The 21,067-nt window shown below is 63.3% G+C and carries 22 protein-coding genes and 3 pseudogenes; 8 read left to right on the forward strand and 17 right to left on the reverse strand.

Translation table 11 applies throughout. The features are described from left to right. Nucleotide 1 precedes the first annotated feature (1 nt). From metX to ACLP4W_RS09860, 3 genes are read left to right on the forward strand one after another with little or no spacing between them, the layout of a single operon-like run. Nucleotides 2-1,141, forward strand: coding sequence for a homoserine O-acetyltransferase MetX (gene metX / locus ACLP4W_RS09850; protein WP_442385951.1), 1,140 nt, complete (start codon nt 2-4; stop codon nt 1,139-1,141). Next, nucleotides 1,138-1,872: a class I SAM-dependent methyltransferase gene (locus ACLP4W_RS09855; RefSeq protein ID WP_442385952.1), complete on the forward strand. Its 735-nt coding sequence runs from the start codon at nt 1,138-1,140 to the stop codon at nt 1,870-1,872. Before metX ends, ACLP4W_RS09855 begins: the two co-directional genes overlap by 4 nt. A 21-nt stretch (nt 1,873-1,893) precedes the next feature. Beyond that, nucleotides 1,894-2,448, forward strand: a complete 555-nt coding sequence (locus tag ACLP4W_RS09860) for an SCP2 sterol-binding domain-containing protein (protein WP_442385953.1) — start codon at nt 1,894-1,896, stop codon at nt 2,446-2,448. A gap of 168 nt (nt 2,449-2,616) precedes the next feature. Here ACLP4W_RS09860 and ACLP4W_RS09865 read toward each other — a convergent pair. Continuing rightward, a pseudogene (locus ACLP4W_RS09865) lies at nt 2,617-2,916 on the reverse strand (HNH endonuclease signature motif containing protein); the annotation flags it as partial. A 109-nt stretch (nt 2,917-3,025) separates the two neighbouring features. On the opposite strand from ACLP4W_RS09865, the gene ACLP4W_RS09870 reads away from it, so the two are divergent. The 3 genes from ACLP4W_RS09870 to ACLP4W_RS09880 all read left to right on the forward strand — a co-directional run bounded on the left by ACLP4W_RS09870 (nt 3,026) and on the right by ACLP4W_RS09880 (nt 4,302). Continuing rightward, nucleotides 3,026-3,418 carry a hypothetical protein gene (locus ACLP4W_RS09870; protein ID WP_442385954.1) on the forward strand — a complete coding sequence of 131 codons (393 nt, stop codon included), beginning with the start codon at nt 3,026-3,028 and terminating at the stop codon, nt 3,416-3,418. Between the two features lie 18 nt (nt 3,419-3,436). After that, complete coding sequence (locus ACLP4W_RS09875; protein ID WP_442385955.1) at nt 3,437-3,796, forward strand: hypothetical protein; 360 nt, start codon at nt 3,437-3,439, stop codon at nt 3,794-3,796. Between the two features lie 71 nt (nt 3,797-3,867). Beyond that, on the forward strand, nt 3,868-4,302 hold the full coding sequence (locus ACLP4W_RS09880) for a hypothetical protein (RefSeq protein WP_442385956.1): 435 nt from the start codon (nt 3,868-3,870) through the stop codon (nt 4,300-4,302). A gap of 143 nt (nt 4,303-4,445) precedes the next feature. On the opposite strand, the gene ACLP4W_RS09885 is transcribed toward ACLP4W_RS09880, so the two are convergent. Further along, nucleotides 4,446-7,862, reverse strand: a complete 3,417-nt coding sequence (locus tag ACLP4W_RS09885; protein ID WP_442385957.1) for a DEAD/DEAH box helicase family protein — start codon at nt 7,860-7,862, stop codon at nt 4,446-4,448. Continuing rightward, nucleotides 7,855-8,469, reverse strand: coding sequence for a restriction endonuclease subunit S (locus ACLP4W_RS09890; protein WP_442385972.1), 615 nt, complete (start codon nt 8,467-8,469; stop codon nt 7,855-7,857). The genes ACLP4W_RS09885 and ACLP4W_RS09890 overlap by 8 nt, the downstream gene beginning before the upstream one ends. Between ACLP4W_RS09890 and ACLP4W_RS09895 the strand changes: the two genes are divergently transcribed. After that, nucleotides 8,440-8,592 (forward strand): hypothetical protein, encoded by a 153-nt coding sequence (locus tag ACLP4W_RS09895; protein ID WP_442385974.1) that lies wholly within the window; start codon nt 8,440-8,442, stop codon nt 8,590-8,592. The two genes, ACLP4W_RS09890 and ACLP4W_RS09895, sit on opposite strands and share 30 nt — an antisense overlap. A gap of 3 nt (nt 8,593-8,595) precedes the next feature. On the opposite strand, the pseudogene ACLP4W_RS09900 reads toward ACLP4W_RS09895, so the two are convergent. The 14 genes and pseudogenes from ACLP4W_RS09900 to ACLP4W_RS09965 form a co-directional block, all read right to left on the reverse strand. Then, nucleotides 8,596-8,934: pseudogene (locus ACLP4W_RS09900) on the reverse strand (restriction endonuclease subunit S); the annotation flags it as partial. Between the two features lie 113 nt (nt 8,935-9,047). Beyond that, nucleotides 9,048-10,505 carry a type I restriction-modification system subunit M gene (locus ACLP4W_RS09905; protein WP_442385958.1) on the reverse strand — a complete coding sequence of 486 codons (1,458 nt, stop codon included), beginning with the start codon at nt 10,503-10,505 and terminating at the stop codon, nt 9,048-9,050. A gap of 388 nt (nt 10,506-10,893) precedes the next feature. Then, nucleotides 10,894-11,112, reverse strand: a complete 219-nt coding sequence (locus tag ACLP4W_RS09910; RefSeq protein ID WP_442385959.1) for a hypothetical protein — start codon at nt 11,110-11,112, stop codon at nt 10,894-10,896. A 169-nt stretch (nt 11,113-11,281) separates the two neighbouring features. After that, on the reverse strand, nt 11,282-11,596 hold the full coding sequence (locus ACLP4W_RS09915; RefSeq protein ID WP_442385960.1) for a hypothetical protein: 315 nt from the start codon (nt 11,594-11,596) through the stop codon (nt 11,282-11,284). A gap of 517 nt (nt 11,597-12,113) precedes the next feature. After that, the gene (locus ACLP4W_RS09920; protein ID WP_442385961.1) at nt 12,114-12,605 is read right to left on the reverse strand and encodes an HNH endonuclease; all 492 of its coding nucleotides are present in this window, start codon (nt 12,603-12,605) and stop codon (nt 12,114-12,116) included. A gap of 132 nt (nt 12,606-12,737) precedes the next feature. Further along, nucleotides 12,738-13,463 carry a hypothetical protein gene (locus ACLP4W_RS09925; RefSeq protein ID WP_442385962.1) on the reverse strand — a complete coding sequence of 242 codons (726 nt, stop codon included), beginning with the start codon at nt 13,461-13,463 and terminating at the stop codon, nt 12,738-12,740. Nucleotides 13,464-13,562: 99 nt separating this feature from the next. Next, a complete protein-coding gene (locus ACLP4W_RS09930) occupies nt 13,563-13,763 on the reverse strand; it encodes a hypothetical protein (RefSeq protein ID WP_442385963.1) in 201 nt (66 codons plus the stop codon). Nucleotides 13,764-13,982: 219 nt separating this feature from the next. Continuing rightward, nucleotides 13,983-14,867, reverse strand: coding sequence for a hypothetical protein (locus tag ACLP4W_RS09935; RefSeq protein WP_442385964.1), 885 nt, complete (start codon nt 14,865-14,867; stop codon nt 13,983-13,985). After that, nucleotides 14,845-16,908: a DUF3854 domain-containing protein gene (locus tag ACLP4W_RS09940; protein ID WP_442385965.1), complete on the reverse strand. Its 2,064-nt coding sequence runs from the start codon at nt 16,906-16,908 to the stop codon at nt 14,845-14,847. Before ACLP4W_RS09940 ends, ACLP4W_RS09935 begins: the two co-directional genes overlap by 23 nt. Then, nucleotides 16,905-17,234, reverse strand: coding sequence for a hypothetical protein (locus ACLP4W_RS09945; protein ID WP_442385966.1), 330 nt, complete (start codon nt 17,232-17,234; stop codon nt 16,905-16,907). Before ACLP4W_RS09945 ends, ACLP4W_RS09940 begins: the two co-directional genes overlap by 4 nt. A gap of 2 nt (nt 17,235-17,236) precedes the next feature. Then, on the reverse strand, nt 17,237-17,458 hold the full coding sequence (locus ACLP4W_RS09950) for a hypothetical protein (protein ID WP_442385967.1): 222 nt from the start codon (nt 17,456-17,458) through the stop codon (nt 17,237-17,239). 81 nt (nt 17,459-17,539) lie between these two features. Next, complete coding sequence (locus tag ACLP4W_RS09955; protein ID WP_442385968.1) at nt 17,540-17,932, reverse strand: hypothetical protein; 393 nt, start codon at nt 17,930-17,932, stop codon at nt 17,540-17,542. After that, entirely contained in the window at nt 17,932-19,257 is a 1,326-nt protein-coding gene (locus ACLP4W_RS09960) for a recombinase family protein (protein ID WP_442385973.1), read from the reverse strand. Before ACLP4W_RS09960 ends, ACLP4W_RS09955 begins: the two co-directional genes overlap by 1 nt. Further along, nucleotides 19,184-20,434: a 13E12 repeat family protein gene (locus tag ACLP4W_RS09965; RefSeq protein ID WP_442385969.1), complete on the reverse strand. Its 1,251-nt coding sequence runs from the start codon at nt 20,432-20,434 to the stop codon at nt 19,184-19,186. Before ACLP4W_RS09965 ends, ACLP4W_RS09960 begins: the two co-directional genes overlap by 74 nt. Nucleotides 20,435-20,462: 28 nt before the next feature. Here ACLP4W_RS09965 and ACLP4W_RS09970 point away from each other — a divergent pair. Beyond that, nucleotides 20,463-20,672: pseudogene (locus ACLP4W_RS09970) on the forward strand (SAM-dependent methyltransferase); the annotation flags it as partial. Nucleotides 20,673-21,067: the final 395 nt, after the last annotated feature.

The following is a 21,067-nucleotide window of genomic DNA, read 5'->3' on the forward strand; positions in this document are numbered from 1 at the left end:
CATGACGATCTCCGACGTCCCCACCCAAACGTTGCCGGCCGAAGGCGAAGTCGGCTTTGTCCACATCGGCTCGCTGACCACCGAAAGCGGCGTCGTGGTCGACGACGTCTGCATCGCCATACAGCGCTGGGGTGAGCTGTCGCCCACGCGCGACAACGTCGTGGTGGTGCTGCACGCGCTTACCGGTGATTCGCATATCACCGGATCAGCCGGGCACGGGCATCCCACGGCCGGCTGGTGGGACGGAGTGGCCGGACCGGGTGCGCCGATCGACACCAACCGCTGGTGCGCGGTGGCCACCAATGTGCTGGGCGGTTGTCGTGGCTCGACCGGGCCCAGCTCGCTTGCCAGGGACGGAAAGCCCTGGGGCTCAAGGTTTCCGCTGATTTCTGTGCGCGATCAGGTGGAGGCGGACATCGCCGCCCTGGCCGCATTGGGTATCAACCAGGTTGCTGCTGTCGTCGGCGGATCCATGGGCGGGGCAAGGGCTTTGGAATGGATCGTCGGCCACCCGGACCGGGTGCGGGCCGGGCTGCTGCTCGCGGTGGGTGCTCGCGCCACCGCTGACCAGATCGGCACCCAGACCACTCAGATCGCGGCCATCAAGGCCGACCCGAACTGGCAAGGCGGCGACTACCACGGCAGCGGCCGTACACCGGATGCCGGGCTGACGATCGCCCGCCGCTTCGCCCACCTGACCTACCGCGGTGAAGTCGAGCTCGACAGCCGGTTTGCCAACGACAACCAGGGTGACGAGGACCCGGCGAACGGCGGCCGCTACGCGGTGCAGAGCTACCTGGAGCACCAGGGCGACAAGCTGTTGGCCCGCTTCGACGCGGGCAGTTATGTGATCTTGACCGAGGCGCTCAACAGCCACGACGTCGGTCGCGGCCGCGGCGGGGTGCGCAAAGCCCTGCGTAGCTGCCCGGTACCGGTCGTGGTCGGTGGCATCACCTCCGACCGGCTCTACCCGCTGCGCTTGCAGGAGGAGCTGGTCGAGCTGCTGCCGGGCTGCACCGGCCTGCAGGTTGTCGAGTCCATCTGCGGTCACGACGGGTTCCTGGTGGAATCCGAGGCGGTCGGCGACTTGATCCGCCAGACGCTCGACTTGGCAGAGAACGAAGGCGCGTGTCCACGGTGACCCGCTCTAGGCACGACCGCTCCCTGTCTTTCGGTTCAGCGGCTGCTGCCTACGAGCGCGGCCGTCCCTCTTATCCACCGGAGGCGATCGACTGGCTGTTGCCGCGCGGCGCGCGTCAAGTGCTCGACCTGGGTGCGGGCACCGGCAAGCTGACCACCCGACTGGTGGAGCGCGGCCTGGACGTGGTGGCGGTCGACCCGATTCCCGACATGCTGGAAGTGCTACGCACCTCGCTGCCGGAAACCCGTGCGCTGCTGGGCACCGCGGAAGGGATTCCGTTGGAAGACAACAGTGTTGACGCCGTGCTGGTCGCCCAGGCATGGCACTGGGTGGATCCCGAGCAGGCGATTCCCGAGGTGGCCCGCGTGCTGCGGCCGGGAGGGCGGCTGGGCCTGGTGTGGAACACCCGCGACGAACGGCTGGGCTGGGTCCGCGAGCTGGGCCAGATCATAGGTTCAGATGGCGACTCGGGCCGCTTCAACGTCACGCTGTCCGCATCGTTCACCGAGCCAGAGCGCCATCAGGTCGAGTGGACGAATTACCTTACGCCGCAAGCGTTGATCGACCTGGTGGCTTCCCGCAGCTACTGCATCACGTCGCCGACCGAGGTCCGCAGCAGAACGCTCGACCACGTGCGCGAGTTGCTGGCCACCCACCCGGCGTTGGCGAATTCGACCGGCTTGGCGCTGCCCTATGTGACCGTGTGCATCCGCGCAACACTGGCCGGCTGACGAGTAGGCCGTGATCTAAGCGTGATCGCCGAGATTCAAGAGCGCGATCCCACCGCACTCGCGGCACTGATCGAGCGGGACGCTCCGCCTATGCTTGCCGGGTTTCGCGCCTATGGCGCGAAGCCGATTACTTACGTCTTCGGAAAGCCCGCGTCCACCACGACAGCACTCGGCGGTATCGCAGGTGAGTTTCTCGTCCATGGGTGGGACATCGCTCAGGCAGTGGGTGTTCCGTGGCCGATCGCGCCCGCCGACGCGATCGTCATTGCCCGTGCAGCCTGCGAAGTCCTGCCGATGTTTGTCGCACCCGATGCGGCAAAGTTCCAAGAAACTTGCGAGATCTCGTTGCGGAGAGGGACCGTTATCACGATGAGCTTCTCTCATGGCCGGCTGACCTTCGCCGAGGGCAAGGCAACCCGGCCAGAATGCCGCATCTCCGCCGACCCGTCGTCATTCCTGCTCTCCGCCTATGGCCGACTCGGGTTGTGGTCACCAGCCTTCAAGGGGCAGATGCTCGCCTATGGACGTAAGCCCTGGCTCGCGCTTCGTCTTCCTTCCTTGATCAGGCAACTCTAGCGACGAATTTCTCGTTCTTGTCGCTGTCAACGCGGCCCAACCTACCGGCCTCCGCCTTGGAAGCAGTCGCCTCGCCGGTCAGCCGGTCAGCCGGTCAGCCGGTCAGCCGGTCACAGCTTGAACCTCCTGTTAACGGGGATCTGGTCGACCGCGACTGCACGTACGGAGTTACCACTCGTCGTCATCATCGATGTGGCGTAGGAGTCTTTCGGGATGATGGAAAGTGTTGGTCCGGGGCTGGCCGCGCTCTAAGTGCGGGGGTGGGATCCACTCGGTGTCGCCGCGGGCGTTTTTGCGCGTGCTCCAGCCACCGGGTTGAACGATTCGGTGTTGCGTACCGCAGCCGAAGGTCAGTTGGTTGACGTCGGTGGTGCGGCATTTGGCGTAGTCGGTGACGTGATGGACCTCGCAATAATAGCCGGGCACGGTACACCCGGGCGCCGAACAACCGCGGTCCTTGGCGTGAATGTTGAGGTAATGCACTGCTGGTGATCAGGCTGTGTCGCTGCCCGAGCCATCGCCGACTGGAAAGCCCGAACGCATACACCCGTATACGCGGTTCACTATCCTGTGCACCGTGCCGGAAACGCCGCCTTCTGATGCCATCGTGCTGCGTTTCCGGCCGATGAGCGCCCAGGGCGTCTTGGATCGGGCAATCGCTGAAGCGGATCGGAGCGAGGGCAAGCACCTCCATGCGGTTTCTGTGTGGGCAGACCATGCAAGGCCTGGTGAGACCCGGGAACAACTGATAGACCGGCTGCTTGCGGCCAGCGACATGCAGGCGGCGAATAACCCCTATTATTGGCAATGCTCGACAGCTGAGGAACTAGTCCGCGGAGGCTTCACGTTTGACAAAGATGGGGACGACGACGAGCCAGACGTGCATTATGTGGTAGTGCTCGGCGACTCTCCCACCATCGAGGACGCAAAGCGGTTTGTGGGGGCGTTCACCAAGGAAACGTTCACATAGGAAGCGAGGTGAGATGGTATGCCCACCGAAATCTTTATCGACCCAAACGTCCGGGTACGCGGCGGACAGACCTATTCCGCTTTCAGGCACGTCAGAGGTGATACGCCCCGTGTCGGCGAAGAGGTCTTCGTGCGCGAGCCCGAGTCCAACCTCGTCGGTAAGGCTACCGTGACCGACATCGGTGAACGGGACCACCTGATATACCTTCGCGTCGATTGGGCAACCCTCGCCCCAGAGGAGATTTTGACGCCGGATCAGTTGATGTCGCACATTGCCGCAGCGGGCAGCTACCTCTTGACCCCCGAACCGACACCCGCAGGAGACCACACACAGGCCTCCCCCACCCGCTCGTACGCCGAACCCCTTCGAACTGCATGAGTGACGCAGGGGACTCGGCTCACGTTCAGATCCTGCTGGCCGACTATGCGGTCGTAGACCCGGCAGGCAAATTGACCATCGTCGGTGGCGGCATTTCGGTTGCAGGCTCAACGCCAAACACCGGCTTAACCGCACCCTTCGCCGTCGTCGCAGTAGTCACTTTTGACCCGGCATTTGTTGGCGAAAGTCCGGCTGTCGAACTATTGCTGGAAGATCGAAACGGCCAACCGATCGCGCTGCCAGGCGCGGTCGGGCCGTTGGGCCAGCCTCAGTACATGCGAGTTGGTGTCTCAAATCAACTTCAGCCCACCGTGGTTCCGAACCAACAGATCCCGACAGATGTTACGCGGCCGAAGGTTCAGATCTTGCTCAACTTTCAGACCGGCCTACCTTTGACGGCGGGGCAGCGCTACACCTGGCGGGTCAGGATCGACGGGATTTCTCGCGACGAGTGGACAGAATGGCTCTACATACCTAGCCCAGCGCCAGGCGCGGTCGTCGGCTGAAGTCAGCAATTCACGCCGATTGTAGGAGGCCCTGATCGACCAGCAAAAAGCCTCCGAATCGCCTTGTCCCACAACCTAGTTGAATCATTTGGTTCAACAGAGGCAAGCCCCTGGTGGCCAGCCCGCACCTGTGGGGTAGTCCGTCAGGCAGCACCATCGGCCGGAGCCGCGTTGGCTTTGACCGTGTTGAGGATGTGCATGATGTTGTCGACATCGGCTTCGGGGAACATGTCGTCGGGCCCGGTGGAGGCGTGGTCGATGTAGGGGGACTCGTAGAGCCGCGCTGGTTCGACCACCCCGTTGGCGGTGAGTTCGTTGATGATCAGGTTGATGAAGTGGATCTGGTTGGCGGTGAACCTGGTGCCGTCGAGATATCCGCCGAATGCCTCGACCGCGGCCTCGCGGTCCAAACCGATCAGGGACCGCACGAACAGACCCAGCCCATGGGAGCGCTCTTTGGCCAGGGCGATGTCGGCGGGCGCGCCGGTGCCGCTGTCGATGAGCATCTGTTCCAGAGCCGCCAGATCATCGGGGGTCAGGGGTCTGTTGCGGCGCAGCCGCTGCAGCGCGAGGTGGTCCTGGTGATGCATGAGGTAGGCGGCGGCCTTGGCGCGGAAGCGTTCCCAGTTGGTGCCTGGGGTGATGCCGGGCAGATCGACCAGCGTCGACTCGGACAGCTCGTCTTGGAAGTCGGTGTAGACACGGTTCTTCTCGAGGGTGTCGAGGAACTGCAGCAGTGAGCGCAGCCGCAGCCGGGCCAGCTCGAGCATCGGCAAGGTGACGTCGATCCACCAGGTATCGCCGGCGACCTCGTCGAGCAGCACCTGCTGTGCGGCCACCGAAGGGATGGTGGTCTTGGTCAGCAGCGCCGAGGCGATGTTCTGCACCTTGTCCTGCAACTGTTCAGCGGCCAGCGCGTCACCCTGCAGCTGGGCCAGCTGACGGCGCAGGATCAGCACGTCGAACCGCTTGGCCTGCTCGTCGCGGTCGAGTTCGCTGGACGGCAACCCGGCGAGGTTCTCGGCGACCTCACCAGCGGCCTCCTCAGTCAGCGTTGACCAGCTCGGCCACTGCGCATACTGCTCGACGAGACGCCGATGCGGGCGGACCAGGACGTTGTCGAGGTTCATCCCGACGACGACCTTATGCAGGCTCCACGCGGTGTCCACGCGCAGGCCGCGCTCGGACTCGGTGCCATGGCCTTCGGGCGGGTCGGCACCGTTGGGTTTGACCACGGAATCCAGGACCCTCACCAGGCCGACACGGGTCTCGAACAGCCGCTGGTTCAGGGACTTCTGCAGGGAGCCTTCGGAAGTGGGCAGGTTCTGGCTGAAGTATTCAAGGTTGCCGCAGAAGTCGAAGACGTAGAAGTTCGTCTTGTCCTGGTCGGGCCCGAACAGGTCCGGGCACAGCCGGGTGCCGCGGCCGATCATCTGCCAGAACTTGCTCTTGGAGCGCACCAGCTTGAAGAACACCAGGTTGACGACCTCGGGCACGTCGATGCCGGTATCGAGCATGTCGACTGAGATCGCGATATGCGGGGCCTTGTCACGGATGGAGAAGTCGTCGATCAGACTTTGGGCGTAGGTCACGCCGTGGGTGATGACCCGAGCGAACTGCCCGGCGTACTCGGGGTATTGGATGTCGAAGCGCTGCGCGATGAACTGGGCGTGATCGCGGTTCTTGGCGAAGATGATGGTCTTACCCAACCGGTCCCCGGCCGCCACCTTGTGGCCCTGGGTCATCAATTCGGCCAGCACCTTGTCCACGGTGTCGGCGTTGAACAAAAATCGGTTGAGGTCCTCGGCGGACACCGCATCTGGGGTGTCGCCGTCCTCACCCCAGTCCAGGATGTCCCACGCGTCTTTCTCCGACTCGGTCAGATCGTCGTAGCGGATACCCTGCCGCAGAAACTTTGTACCCACCGAAATCCCCACAGCGGGAACGAGAAACCCCTCGGCGACGGCGTCATCCAGGCCGTAGGCGTCGGTGGGGACACCGTCCTCAAGGTGGAACAGCCGGTACGTGTTGTGGTCAACTTCGTCTTTCGGGGTGGCGGTCAACCCGACCAGCAGTGAGTCGAACCAGTCAAAGATAGCCCGGTACTTCTGGTACACGGAGCGGTGCGCCTCGTCGATCACCACCAGGTCGAAGTAGCCGGGCCCAAAGGTGCGTTGGCCGGCGTCGATGGCGTTGATGAGGTTGAGCATCGTGGGATAGGTGCTGACGTACACCCGCCCGTCGCTGACCTTCTCGGTCACCAGGTTCACCGTCGTGGCATTGGGCAGATGCGCCTTGAACGCATTGACCGCCTGGGTGACCAGCGCGGTGCGGTCAGCCAAGAACAGCACACGCTTAACCCAGCCAGCCTCCATGAGCTGTTTGACCAAGGCGATGACGGTGCGGGTCTTACCTGACCCGGTGGCCATCACCAACAACGCCTCACGCTTCTTGTTGGTGAACTCCTCACCGATGCGGCGGATGGCGTGGATCTGGTAGTGCCGCTCCACAATCGCCGAGTCGATCGACGCGTCTGTCAGCGGCTGGCGGCCCGTGCGGCGGGCGATCATCAACTCCAGCTCATCAGCGGTGAAAAAGCCCTGCACCTGACGCGGCGGGTAGCCCGCGGCGTCATCCCACACCCAGAGCTCGTAGCCGTTGGTGTAGAAGATCGCCGGCCGCCGACCCGCCATCTGCTGCAGGCAGTCCGCGTACAGCTTGGCCTGCTGCTGGCCCTGATCCGCGTTGACGGTGGTGCGTTTGGCCTCCACCACCGCCAGCGGCAGCCCGTCAGCACCCCACAGCACATAATCGGCGCGACCCACCCCGTTGGCGTTGGGCATGCCGCTGAGCTTGTACTCCCGGTCCCTGGCATCGGCCAGTGGCCAGCCGGCTTCGTTCAGCAGGACATCGATGTAGCGGTCTCGGGTCTCAGCCTCGGAGTAGTCACGGTCATCGGTGGCGGTGCTGGCGGCCTGCGCAGCCTTGATCTGAGCGCGCAGGGAGGCGATCTCGGCGTCCTTGGCCGCGGCCAGCTCGTCCTTCTCGGCCAGCGCCTTGGCGTGCGCCTCATCCTGGGCCTTGAACTTCGTCGCCAGCGCGGCGATCTCCTCGCGGCTCAACGGTGCCGCCTTGGCGGCCAGCGCCGGATCAAAGCGGGCTTTCATCGGCACCGCCTGCGGGGCGGTGGAGTACCGGAAGGCCGCCCACAGCATCACGTGGTGCAGCTCTTTAAGGGAGTCAAGTGCCGCGCGTTGGGGGATCTGCTTGGTGTCGTGCACGGCGAAGTTGCCCAGCTTGCGAATCAGGTTGAGCTTCTGGACGATTCCCATCCCGACCTTGGACTGGAAACTGGTGTCGTTGACCTTGGCCGCCAGGTCAGTCTTGTAGGGCACGGGCAGAACCAGGATGTCGTAGAGGAAGTCGACCAGCTGCTCGGCGGCACGGCGACTGTAGAAGCAGGCCGAGCGCGGATCACTGATGGCGTAGATTTCCGCCCGAGCGCAGTCGCCGTAAATCTCCGGCCAGTCAACGGCTTTGAGGAAGTCGAAGTTACCCATTGCCAGACTCACAGCTGGCGGAGAAGGCGCGGGACTGGAGGGAGGCGAAGAGTTCGTCGAGCCGGCTTTGAGAGTCTAGGACAGCTTCATGAGGGCCGTGGATTCGTTTGAGTGTCTCAGCAAAGCGTCGGCGAGAGTTCAGGTCAGGTAGCGGGACCGGGAGCTCTCGAAGGATCGCCAGATTGATGTTTCTCTGGGCTGACTGCGGGGCGGATGCCTCGAGTGTTGCTTGGAGGAATGTGAGCCACGTGCGCACGTATATGGTCGTGGCTTTATCCGAGGTGAACCCGACCACGCTGTCGGGAAAGCATGCCGGGAACGTCAGTATTCCGGTCTGAGCGATGTTGGCCGCGATGGTGATGCACAGCGTGCCCGCTGGCCACAACTTGCTCTGTGCCAAGCCGAGTTCGGAGTAAGTGCTGGTGTAACTGGTGATGTACCCGCCTGACCTAGTGACATCACCGGTCTGGATCAGTGGATAGGGGCCGCCGAGGAGGGAGGGATCGTTGCGCGGCCTGTGCTTAGAAACACCACGGTCCAGTTCGCCAACCTGCCCAAGCGGTACTAGGGGATGCTGATGTGGATTCTGAATCGGATCACCAAACATGGCGACGAAGATCGATTGGTCAAGGTGGTCGATGCGACTCGCCACCTCGCGACACTTGCCGCGGAGGGCGTCGGCGTGGTCGAGGATCGCGGCGATCCGGCGCTGCTCATCCAGTGGAGGTAGCGGGATGGAAATTCTTCCAAGATTCCGTCGCGAGATTCGAGCACGGGTAGTCCCTGTCGCGAACCGGAGCATCTGAGCCCGAGACCCAGGGCTGTTCAGACAGTGCATAAGCCAGCGTGGATCCAAGACCTTTCGATCTGGACGAATGACGCAAACATCAACTACCGTCACACAGCGTTTGTCATCACCTGGGAAGATGCAACACCTCCCTAAGGGATCGGGCATTCTCGATAAGAGCAGATCACCTGGCTGAAGAAACGTGCACTTCAACCGCGCTGCACTACCTGAAGTCAAGTAGCGAGCAGATCGATTGAGGTACCGTCCGTCGCCAATATCGGCCATCTGGACCAATCGCACGTCGCCACCTGGGTCTTGGTCCTTGGTCTCAACCCAATCCCCGTCGGTAAACAGATCTGCGGAAGTTAGCGCCTCATTGAGCGTCTTCGTCGGCCACGTCACAACAGCATCGTTTTCAACTCAACAAGTCCCTGCGCGATCTCGGCCTCCAACTTCTCAATGTCGGCGATGATCTCCAGGGGCGGCCGGTGCTCGATCTCGTCGTGGACGGTCTCCTTGTACCGGTTGAGCGAGAGGTCGTAGCCCTGGGCGACGATGTCGGCTTTGGGAACGCAGAACGATTGCTGGGTTCGTGTCCGTTCCAGCTCGGAACTATTCCGGGCGGCCCACCGCGTCACCACATCCGGTAGATCGTTGGCCTCGACCGGATTCCGTTTGTCATCCAGTGAGAATCCGTCGGCCTGTACGTCGTAGAACCACACGTGATCGGTGCCGCCGGAGTTGGTCTTGGTGAACAGCAGGATCGCGGTGGAGACACCGGCGTATGGCTTGAACACACCTGAAGGCAGCTTGACGATCCCGTCGAGCTTCTGCTCCTCCACCAGCGTGCGTCGAAGCTCCTTGTGGGCGCTGGATGACCCGAACAGCACACCGTCGGGCACGATCACCGCTGCTCGGCCTCCCGGCTTGAGCAGCTTGAGGAACAGCGCCAGGAACAGCAGTTCAGTCTTCTTGGTTTTGACGACCCGCTGCAGATGCTTCGATGTCGACTCGTAGTCGAGCGAGCCGGCGAACGGCGGGTTGGCGAGGATCAACGTGTACTTTTTGGCGTCTTCGCTAGCCCCCTCGGATAGCGAGTCGCGGTAGCGGATGTCGGGGGATTCCACGCCGTGCATCAGCATGTTCATGCTGCCGATGCGCAGCATGGTGGAGTCGAAGTCGTACCCGTGGAACATGCTGGCGTGAAAGTGCTTCCGCTGCGCGGCATCGGTCAGCACACTGGGATGCTGCTCGCGCACATGTTCGGCGGCGGCCACCAGGAAGCCGGCGGTGCCGCAGGCCGGGTCGCAGATCTCATCGGCTGGCTGGGGGTTCATCATCGCGACCATCGTCCTGATGATGTGCCGCGGCGTGCGGAACTGACCGTTGACCCCCGCGGTGGCGATCTTGGACAGCAGGTACTCGTAGAGGTCGCCGTTGGTGTCGCGGTCGGTCATCGGGATGTCGTCGATCATGTCGACCACCCGCGACAGCAATGCGGGGTTGGGGATGGTGAACCGGGCGTCCTTCATGTGCTCGGAGTAGGTTGACCCGTCGCCGCGGAGCGCGCGCAGGAACGGGAACACATGCTGGCCGATCGTGGTGAACATGACGCCGGGCTCGTCGTCCTTGAGGTTCTTCCAGCGCAGGTTCTGCTGATCGGGGCCGAACAGAATGCCCTCTTTGATACCGGTCACCCGGGCTTTCTTCTCGGCGAGGGTGTTGATGTCATCAAGGCGGCGGATGAACAGCAGGTACGTGATCTGCTCGATGACCTCGATCGGGTTGGAGATGCCGCCCGACCAGAACGCGTCCCAGACGCGGTCGACCTTGCCCTTTAGTTCGCCGGTAATCATGGATTCCCCACTCTGCTCGCACCCAACCCAACGGAACTTTATATAGGGCGTTACCGACAGCGCTGGCAATCACACGAGTGTCGCCACCAACTGCTCGCTTAACGATCAGCGCCTTCCGGAGGTGATGGCCAGATAATCCACCTACTACGATCAGGCCGCGCCAACGGTCACGCGATTAGCCACCGGTGGCGCCCGACTCGGCGGCCAGGCGATCGGCGGCCAGGCGATTCCTCAATCCATGCGATGGCGCCGCCGTGGCCGTGTTCCGCGATCGCCTCTTCAAGCAAGCCGGTCAGCGCAAATGCGACCGATATCAAGAGACACGGTCGGCGCCGATCTCAGCGATGACCTGATTGCACGCCGGCGTGCTGTATGCCGAGAGGCACGACTAGGCCGGCCGGTGCTGCGGCGCCGCCGAGATCAGCTCCCGGCTGCCATCCGGCAGAAACTCACCCGAATAAAACTCGGCTACCTCGGCCCAGTCATCGGGGTAGACACGGCACCAGTTGGCGAAACGACTATCTCTCGGAAACTCGGGGCAGTCCATGACACCCACAATGATCGGTTCAGCTGACAGCTCGGCGAACATCGCTTCGGCCTTCGCCATGCCTTCCGCCTTCAGCTGCTCCCATTCGGCTGGGTCAACTTCGCCCCCCAACTCAGGATCGAGCCTGACGTCCGGTTTGCACCGATCCACGCACTTACGCCGCAGTAGCCGCGCAAAGCTGCCAGCGGGCATCTGGTAGCCGGGAACGGCACACCCAGCGTCACTTGGATCAACCGGCATTGTTCCACCTAGCGAACGCCGCGGCCTGAGCCTTCTGCGACCGGCGACTCATCTGTCTAGGAGTCTCAGTCGAGATCTGTTTCAACAGCCTTGCGATGCTGGCTTCGAGCAACCGTAACTCGGCGCTGATCTTCACCCTGGTCTTCATTTCACCGGCCAACGCGTAGTCGGCAGCGAGATCAAATTTTCGGTCGATCTGAGTCGAAATCAGATCCAAAATCGCGGTTTCTTGGGCACTCCACACAAGGGGACGGCCAGACGCTGCAGCCGATTTAGCAAGCTGTTTATCCAGTTCGCGCCTCACGCGGCGAGATTCGGCACAATGCGCCATATCGGCTACCCTACCGATTCGAGCGTTTATGCGTACGTCTCTGGAAATCAGCAGTCTAGGCCGACTGCCGCAAGGGTGCCATGGGGGCTTCCCCATACGGGGGTACGGGTTGGGGTTACGACGCTGGCCGGGGGGATAGATTGGCTGCGGGGGTTGTAAGACTCCACCCTTCGGCGGGTCGTCGTCACTGCCGCTTCGTTGGATGGTCGGAATGGATGGTGTTGTGGCGCAGTTGTTACCGGCATCGCGAACCACCCCAGGGCACGCGTGCGCATGGCAATCGAGTCGGATGCACTGTCGTGACATCGGGTTTCGCAATGGGACGGGGATGTGTTCACATCACCGGGAAGACTGTTGCGGCACAAGGGCATTCGCACCATCGCCACCATCCACTGCATCATCGCATCATGGCGTGGGTAGATGCGCACAGTCTCACCAGTCCAACCTGGCCGGCGCAGCCACACCCCTCCTGTCCGCGTTTGGCCCTGCTTCACCAGTCAGCCTTAATCCAGATGGTCTTGGGCATGACGGTGGCCTTGTCCGGCGGGGATGGCCGGCGCGCCCGCCGTAGTGACGGTGGCAGCGGCGGGGTTGGGCCGCTTACTGGCTTGTTCCGCTGTGACATCAAGCTGGTGACTTGCAGCCTTGCCGCCGCGGACGTCGTGACCCATTGGTGACAGGGCTCGCATATTGAAACCAAGTTGGTCAGCGAATCATCACCACCGGCGCTCACTTCCACCACATGGTGGACTTCGGTTGCCAATCGCGTGCACGTCGGGCCCATAACTCGGCATAGACCGCCGTCACGTTCAAGAACGGCTGGCCTGATCTTCTGGTTGAAGCGTCTGGTACCGGTGCGCTTCGCCGACTCGGTGCGCGGGCCCGACCATGCCGGCCTGGCGTGCTCGGGGCAGCGGGAGTCGCGCCCGGACAGGTTGGTGCAGCCGGGGTGTCCACAGAGCTTGCTGGCGCGTGGTGTCATGTTGGCCGCCTGTCTTTGGTTGGATTTCGGTGTAGACCTGCGCCTCGGTCCCCACGGCGAAAGCTAGTAAGACATGGGGACCGGGGGCACGTTGATGGTTTGCCCAGCGACACCGCGCCACATTCATGGGGGTTACTGCCGATCCGGGTCCAGCCGCTGCACGGCAGCGGACAATACGTCCAGTTTCGTGGGCGGGCTGCCCGATTCGAAGCCGTCACGAATCTTCTTCGCCGCGTGGGTGGCCATCTGGGTGCACTGGGCCGAAAGCTTGACATCCGTGACAGCAGCACCGAGTTGGGGGTTTACCTGCGCCAGCTTCGCTTCAACCCAGCTTGTGTCGTGGCCAGCGAACAGTGACGGCAACTCTTCGACGAGAACCCCAACCTGGGCCGGGTCCGCCTTTTCCATCAAACCCTGCGCGATGGCGAGCTTCTTACCGGGCGAGTCGGCTGCGTCGAGTTCACGTTGCACCCGTGCGAGATACCGGTCGTTCCTGGCTTCCTGGGCCGCGTCCCCTTTTTGCACCATTCCGGCGAGCAGGTTGTCGTAGCGCTGGCGCGCCGCAGCTTCACGGTCGGCTACCCCTTGTTCGGCCTTGTCGACCATCTGTGCGATAGGTGAGTCCGCGGCGATGGCAGGCCTGGCCTCGCGCAACCCCTGCTCGGTCAGAATCCCTCTCCGGAATTTCTCCTCGGCTTGCTTGCCGGCTTCCGCGTTCAAAGCGTTCTGGGCGTCCACGGCTGCTTTGAAGGCCCGAAAGCTGCTCTGGACAACGGTTTCGGGGGTGGCGGGTCGCGGCTGCGCAACGGTTCCGGTGGCGGGTCGCGACTGGCCAGGTCCTTTGCCGTCGATCGTCATCACGGGCTGATCCGGTACAGCTCCCCGTTTACCAGGCGGCACATAGTAAGGCGAGTCAATGCGGTGTTCGTCGTGAAAATATGGCATTTTCTATTCTCCTTAGCTGCTTTTCGACTGCACCGGCACCATCAGCCGGTTGACGTCGATGGTCCTGACGAACAGTTTCCGGCCGCTGCTGCCGGCGTGATAGTAGGAGCTGAGAACTTCGCCCGTGACCGGGTTGCGATGGCGCGCCGAAGCCCCGTCGGCAGATGAGCCCATCGGAACGGGCGGTGGCAGAATGCTTCGTTTTTGCAGCACAGTTCAACCTTTCAAACAGGGAACCGGCCGCAGCCAGTTTATCGCGTTTCGCGCTAGGACGCGCTCCGCTGCACTAGCGAGAAGGTTTTCAGCTACAGGGCAGTCGTCGTCGTGGCGGATCGCCAGCCGCAGGATTCCCGGCTCGAATTCGGTCATCGGGTGCGGGTCAGTCATCGTGTGATGCCTTTCCTATATCCAGAACATATTTCGGATAGCCGTCTACGAGGCATGCCGGCGCGCCAGCTGTTGCAACACTTTCCGATCGGCCTGTTCCTGCTCGTGGGCCGCGTCGATGTCGGCCTGGTCGATGTGGCGCATGATCGCCTCGCGCACCCGCGCACGCAGCACGGGCGTCGGGATGGCGTCGACCTCCAACGCCAGGCCCCCGTACACATTGGTGTGCTTGCGGGTGCGCGCGACGGCCACCGCGTCGTTGTTCTTCGGCGCTTTCACCGGGTGGGTGTACGCGATGTACTCATCGCGGTCCTCGACGGTGGCGGCTATGCGCTCGAAATACACTGGCAGGTTGACCAATTCATTCAGCCGATTCTGCACAGCCTGCCAGGCTTCCATCCCGTACGGATCGAAGTCGCCGACCTGATAAATGAACGTCTCACGCCCCATCGCGTTGATGTCTTCAGATGCGTTCCATGACAACGTTTCTGACGAGAAACCGCCAGTGGGCCGCACATAGACATCTAATTCGCTGGCCACGGGCCACAACACGCCCATCATCGAATTGGCTTCAGACCAGATCTCGACATAGGCATCGGAGTCGACCCACAGCCCACGCCGGAAATCCGGCGCATAGTTGTCGAACAGCTCACCTAGGTCGGCCCACGTGTTGGGTCGCATCGTCTGCCGCCCAGGTTCGGTGATCCATTCGTGCGGCAGCTCGCCGTCGCGGCGCATCTGCGTGAGGGTGTCCGAAACCCGCTGATACCAAGGTTGGCCCTTCACAGCGTATTTCAGGCCGATGCCTAGCGTCCGATAGTAGACACCGCGAACCGAAATCGGTTGCTCCGCTTCACATATCGCGTAGAGTATGTCTCTACGTTCGCGCATCTCAGCCTGTGTTGCCTTAGCCATCACGATCGCCCCCATTGCTGACACGGCACTCTTCGCAGCACCGGCGGGCGATCGACGTCGGCGTGGTCAGTGGCTCACCGCAGTCGCAGACAGCCGGTACACCGTTTTCTTTTTGTCCCTCAGACAACCGCGCAACCGCGCAACCGCCCAGGTCAAGGGGCGCAACCGCGCTTGCCAGTTGCGCTGCGGTTGGCAACAACAGGTCAGCGGACGTGGGCAGCGGGTCACCGATCACCCAACGGCCAGGCCTGCCGCGCTTGTCCTCTTGGTTGACCAGGTAGCCCCCATCCGCAGCCATGCTTAACCGCCGGCTGACGTTGGACTTGTCGAGTTTTAGCTTGGTGGCGATGTCGCGGGCCATGACGCCCCAGGGGCACGCGGACGCCAGCGCGTCAACGGCCTCCACGGTTTCTCGCACAATCTGGGCGACTGTTGTTCCGACGCCTTCGGCGATGGTGTCGGCGACCAGGTCGCGGACTACGGCGTAATCGTCAAGGGCGGCGACGATGCGGCCATCCTCGTCACGCAATCGGCCGGCCTGATGAAGTATCGCGTGGGTGCGGATGAGCGCGAGCAGCGAACCAAAGTCACGTCGGAGCCGCACGGCCACGGGCGGTACCAGTTTGGCCAACTGCTGGGCGTAGGGGATGGTGACCCGGTTCTCTGCGCCGGCCAGCCACTGTTGCAGCTCACGCCACGGTTCGAGGTCACGATCGCCGTTGCTTTCGTCGGCGAGTTCACGCAGTACCCGCGCGGTCTGTTCGCGTGAGTCGTCGGTGGCCAAAGACAAGATGCGGGTTTCGTTTTCCGCGTGAACATGTGTCTTCGTGGTGGTGAAAATTAGGTTGGTCGGACCCTGCTTGACGATTTTTTTGGTGGTGAAACCACCGTCCTTGCCTTTCACCGTGACCTGATAGTCAATGCGACCCTCGGACAGCAGCGACCGCACAAAGTAACTGGTCATGTCGTCTTCGACACCTTCCCGCAGGGCGGTTATCTCGTAGACGATGAGGGTTCGGTGGGCGTAGTCGTCGTCGGAGTAGACCAGCGCCTTCTCCGACATGGCCGTGAATTCGAGGTAAGCCTCGGGCGGGAACAGCCGGGTCACGGTTTCGACGGTGTAGGACTTGCCCGACGCGGAGTGACCTTTGACGCCGGCGGACACCTGTTTGTCGAGCAGCCGCGAGGTCAGCACCAGGTAAAGGGTTTGCGCGAGCCGCTCCTCACCAACCAGGCCACATTGCACTTCTTTGGCCACTGCATCGAGGATGCGGGGCAACCGGGCAAGCTCTGGGACCTCGGTTGACCTGCGCGGTTGCGCAATTGCGCTGTTATCTGAGGGAGAGAAAGGACCAGGGCCCGCCGGCACGGGCTGCACCGGTTTCACCAGCTGCCACAGCTCCTCGACAGAATGCTCGGCGAGGTAGTCATCGAGTCCGGTTTTGTCGTCGGTGTCGGGCAGGTGCAGGTATTCGATGCGGGCACCTTTGGTGGCCAGGTAGCCAGCTAGCCCGCGGGCCGCGGCCTGTACCTTTTCGTTGCGCGCCATGTCGCTGTCGAACCCGATGATCACGCGCCGACCGTTGTTGAGCGCGCAGTCCCGCCACTCGGGCAGCGCCATCTTGCCGCCGGCGGTGCTGGTGTATAGCCAGTTCCAGGTACCGATCAGGTCGATGGTGCATAACCCGTGAAGCGCGCCGCAGTCGGCTTTTTTGCTGCCCTCGGTGACCCACAGCGGCTCGTTCGGGTCGTCGAGCATGGCGGCCACGCCGGGCGGGATGTCCAGCCCGTTGCGCTGCCCGTACGGTGTCTCGTACTTGCGCGGCCGGCCATTGCTGTCGCACCGCGGGTCATCCGGCCGGTACTGGTAACCCCATGTCGACCCGTCGACACGCAGTAGCGGGATGAGCAGGCCGGGGACGTTGCGGCCAGCCGGGGTAATTTTCAGGTCGACCAGGCGGCGTTTGTCGCGGATGGTTTCGTAGCCGCGGGCCATCGCGAACTCGGCGGTGATTCCGGATTCGGCCAGCATTGCCAGGTGGTTTTCGGCGATCATGACGCGATCCCGATGTCGTTGATCCGGTACCCGATGCGGGCGAGTCGGTCGGCGGGGGTTCCGGCGACCCCAGGGTGGATGTACCAGACACGGGTGGCCGCATCCCAGTGCCGCGCCCATGCCGGCAAAGTCCGGATCACGGCCACCGCGGTCGCGTCGAAGCGTTGCAGGAACACGAGCACGTCTTCGCAGTCGCGGCCCATCACTTCGAAGAGGACGGCGCAAGTGCCAGCCGCTACGCTGTGAGTGTCTGCAACTTGCTGGTTGGCGGATTGGGCGGCGGTTCCTTTGGCCAGGGCCGCCGCTTCGCCGTTAGGTAGCGGCATTGTCACCGCCCGCGTGATCCGGCGCGCAGAAGTGCCGCGACGTTGTCGAGCTGCTCGTCGGTCAAGGGTGGCCAGCCGTCCACGACCTTGGCGACGTGTTCCTCAAGGCGTGAGGCACGCAGGCTGCGGCGGGCTTCGACCAGTTCGGGGTCGTCGGGATCGCGATCACGCGACAACGCGGCGATGCGGGCGCGGTGGTGTGTGGTGGCCGATGACAGGGCCATGATTTCCTCCGGGGCACGAACGTGCGGCCCTCTGCACGGAGGATGGGTTAGTGACTACGGGCGACCCGCAACACTGTTGCCTCAGACAATAGCAGCTAACGCCGCCAGGGAAATGCTGTGGATGTTGTTGGCCACCAACTTCTCGAACACCGGCACGGCGTTCTCCTCGCGCAGTTCCACCGCGCGGCCGCACCGCCTCCCCGACAGCACCTCGCACCGGCACCGCAGTCGGTAACGCACCCGCAGGCGCTCACCCACGGGGTTGTCGTCGTCGGGGTCAGCGTCAGGGTGTCGGCCCGTCATCCGGTCGTCATCGGCGAGGAGCTGCACAGCCGAACCGGTGCCACGGCCGTGGTGGCGCACACCGTGCCAGAACCCGTCGTCACCGCGGGCCAGCACAGCCACAACGCGGGAGCGACCCTCGTGCGACGGGTCGTCGCAATAGACTTCGAGGGTGGTGTCGGCGGCGCTCATCACGGCTCCAACGGTTTGATGTCGACGCGGCCAGGGTTGAATCCGGGGCCGCCTTTGCTGGTCGCCTTGTTGACGGTCACCGTCATCAACTCCTCAATGATCTTGCCCTTGATGTCCGGTGAGGATTGCCGCCAGCTCCTGGTGATGTCATCACCATCATCGGCGAGGAGTTTCGCGGTGGGACTGGTGCGCGCCAGTTCGGCCAACACGCTATCGACACCGGCTAGCTGTGTCCGTAAATCACTTGTGCCCCTGCGCAACTGGCTACCGTCGATCGCCCCATCGGCGAACATGGCAGCCAGCTCGTCCAGCCGTGCCTGCAATGCCGCACGCCTCGAATACAGCGTGTCCACGTCCACGTCGCTGGTGTTCTCGATGCGACGGTGAATATCGCTGTCGGACAACAGTTTCAGAACCGCAGCCTCGACAAGCTCATCCACCGGTGCGCCGCTGATCACCACATGCCGATTAGACTGTCGGCATTCGTATTTGCGCTGCCCCGCGTTTCGGCCACCGGCCACCGCGTGACGCAGCACCGACCCGCACACCCCGCAGCGGTACACACCGGAACCCATGTACTTCTTCTCGAAGCTGGTGCAGATGATCCGCGACGGGTCAGACAGGAACGCCACCAGTCCGCGGTGGGTGTCGGCATCCACTAGCGGCTCCCATTTCCCTTCGCCCACGACTTTGCCGTTGTGCACTTTGATCCCGGCGTAGCGCGGATTGACCAGCAACCGGCGCACATTCGGGGCGGTAAACGGTTGACCGCGGGTGCCTTTGATACCGGCCGCATTCCACTCACGCGCAACCTGTTTGATGCTCTTACCGGCCAGCACGTCGACCACAGCACAGCGCACCAGTGACGCTTCGGGCTCCAGCGGTTCGCCCTTCAGGGTGTAGCCGAAGCACCGGTTGGCGGTCTGCCACTTACCGGCGGCAGCCTTCTGGACGTTGGCCCGCTTCTGCCGCTCACCCTTGTGCTCACTCTCGGCGCGGGCCACGCTGCCCAGGATGCGCGCCATCATCCGGCCCGCACTGGTGGACAGGTCCAAGTCGCCACCCTGCACGGTCTTGAGGGTCACCCGGTTGGCTTCGGCAATATCGATCAGCCGCTCCAAGTCCTTCATGGACCGGTACAGCCGGTCGGTGTGCCAGCACAGCAGCGCGCCGAACTCGCGGTTGGCCATCGCGGTCAGCATCGCCTCGAAACCGGGCCGGGTCTTGCCGTTGAACGCCGAGAGGTCGTTGTCATCGAACCGGGTGACGACCTGCCAGCCAAGCTGATCGGCCAGCGCCAGGCAGTCGTCTAACTGCCTGGTCACGCCCAGTTCTTGGCCGGTTGGGTCGTTGCTGATGCGGGTGTAGATGGCCGCTTTCATACCGCCAGCATAGCAGTGCATCACCGAAGCGGTCTTTGGCATACAGCACAATTCGCTGGCCCGGCGAGGCGAGTCGCTTGGTGTGATACAGCGCCAAGGCCTTGCCCTTGTCGAAAATGGCCAGATAATGACGCGCATGCCCCGCCAGGCGGACCACATCACTCATGGGCAAGATGCTGCCTCCACCGGTTAGGCCCTTGCCGGCGGCGGCTTCCAGCTCCGCCAGGGTGGTGGTGACGATGATCGAGGCCGGCAGTCCGTTGTGCTGGCCCAGCTTTCCCGACGCCAGCAGCGCGCGCAGCGCGGCCAGTAGCGCGTCGTGGTTGCGTTGGGCGGTGCTGCGGGTGTCATGCTCGATGGCCTCTTCAGAAGGTGGGCCGTCCACGCATGGGATTTTGTCGCCGGCATTGCACATGCCGGGGGCGGCCAATTTGGCCAATATCGCCTCGACGGTGGCGCGCGCCTCGGGAGTCAGCCAACCACGCAACTGCGACATGCCGTCGGCTTCCTGGTTCCCCAGGTTTAAGCCCCGCCGGCGGGCGCGGTCTTCGTCGCTGTAGGTGCCGTCGGGGTTGAGGCAGTCGGCCAGCGTGTCGGCCAGCCCGGCCAGTTGCTCTGGGCGAAACTGTGTGGCCCGCTTGGCCAACTGGGCCTCGGCCTGCTCGCGGCTGGCCGCATCCACCCAGCCGGGCAGCTGGTGCCAGAACCGACGGATGACCGCCACCTGACCGGCTCCCAGCTTGCCCTCGCGCTGGGCGGCGGCGGTGGCCGCCAACACCGGTGCCAAGGGCTCACCGGTCAGTGCTCGCCGCTCACCCAGATCCGCGGCCTCCCGGATGCGCCGCGATGCCTCAGCACGGCTGATCAGCGTCCACTCGGCAATCGCATGGGACAGCTTGCCGCCCAATTCTTGCGGGGTGGCCTGTCGGGCAACGGAATTTATCAGCGGATGTTCCACGGCCGGTAGCCGCCGACGCAACCGCTCACAGCGCTCCAACAACGCGAGCTGCTCCGGAGTGGTCAACGCGTCGAAGTCAAGCCCGGCCACCCCGTCGAACGCGGCGTCCAGCGCATCAAAAGCCGCCGTCATCGCCTCCCGATCAACGACACTGCCAGCCATAACCCGAAACTAACCGAAGGCACCGACAAAAATCGCTTGGACGAATTACCTTACGCCGCAAGCATTGATCGACCTGGTCGCTTCCCGCAGCTACTGCATCACCTCGCCGACCGAGGTCCGCAGCAGAACGCTCGACCACGTGCGCGAGTTGCTGGCCACCCACCCGGCGTTGGCGAATTCGACGGGCTTGGCGCTGCCCTATGTGACCGTGTGCATCCGCGCAACACTGGGCAACTGAACGCAGGCGGTTACCACTCGTCGTCATCTTCCCCCGCGCGCGCAAGACCTCCTCGGGCAGCGAGACCCTCACACAGCCGGGACCAACTACTTGTTCGGGATGAGCGGCATGAGCGGCACAGGGGTCGTGCCGGGCGGACACTGAAACCACTGAAACTGGGGTAGACCACAAGGATTTCCGTCCTTAACCTGGCCGCCTTCGATCGCGTAGTCGTGGCAGACAGTCGTGTCCCAATCTGGGTTGACGGGTATGTAGCCTCCCCCCGGCTTAACGGCCTTGGGCGGGGGATCGCCTGGGCACCAGTGAAAGGCTCCGGCCTGAGCGGTACCCGCGGCCAGCTCCAAACCGGCCCACCCTAAACCGCCAGACACCAACAGAGTGGTTGCTAAACCGCC

Source organism: Mycobacterium sp., assembly GCF_052145595.1.
GTDB lineage: Bacteria > Actinomycetota > Actinomycetes > Mycobacteriales > Mycobacteriaceae > Mycobacterium.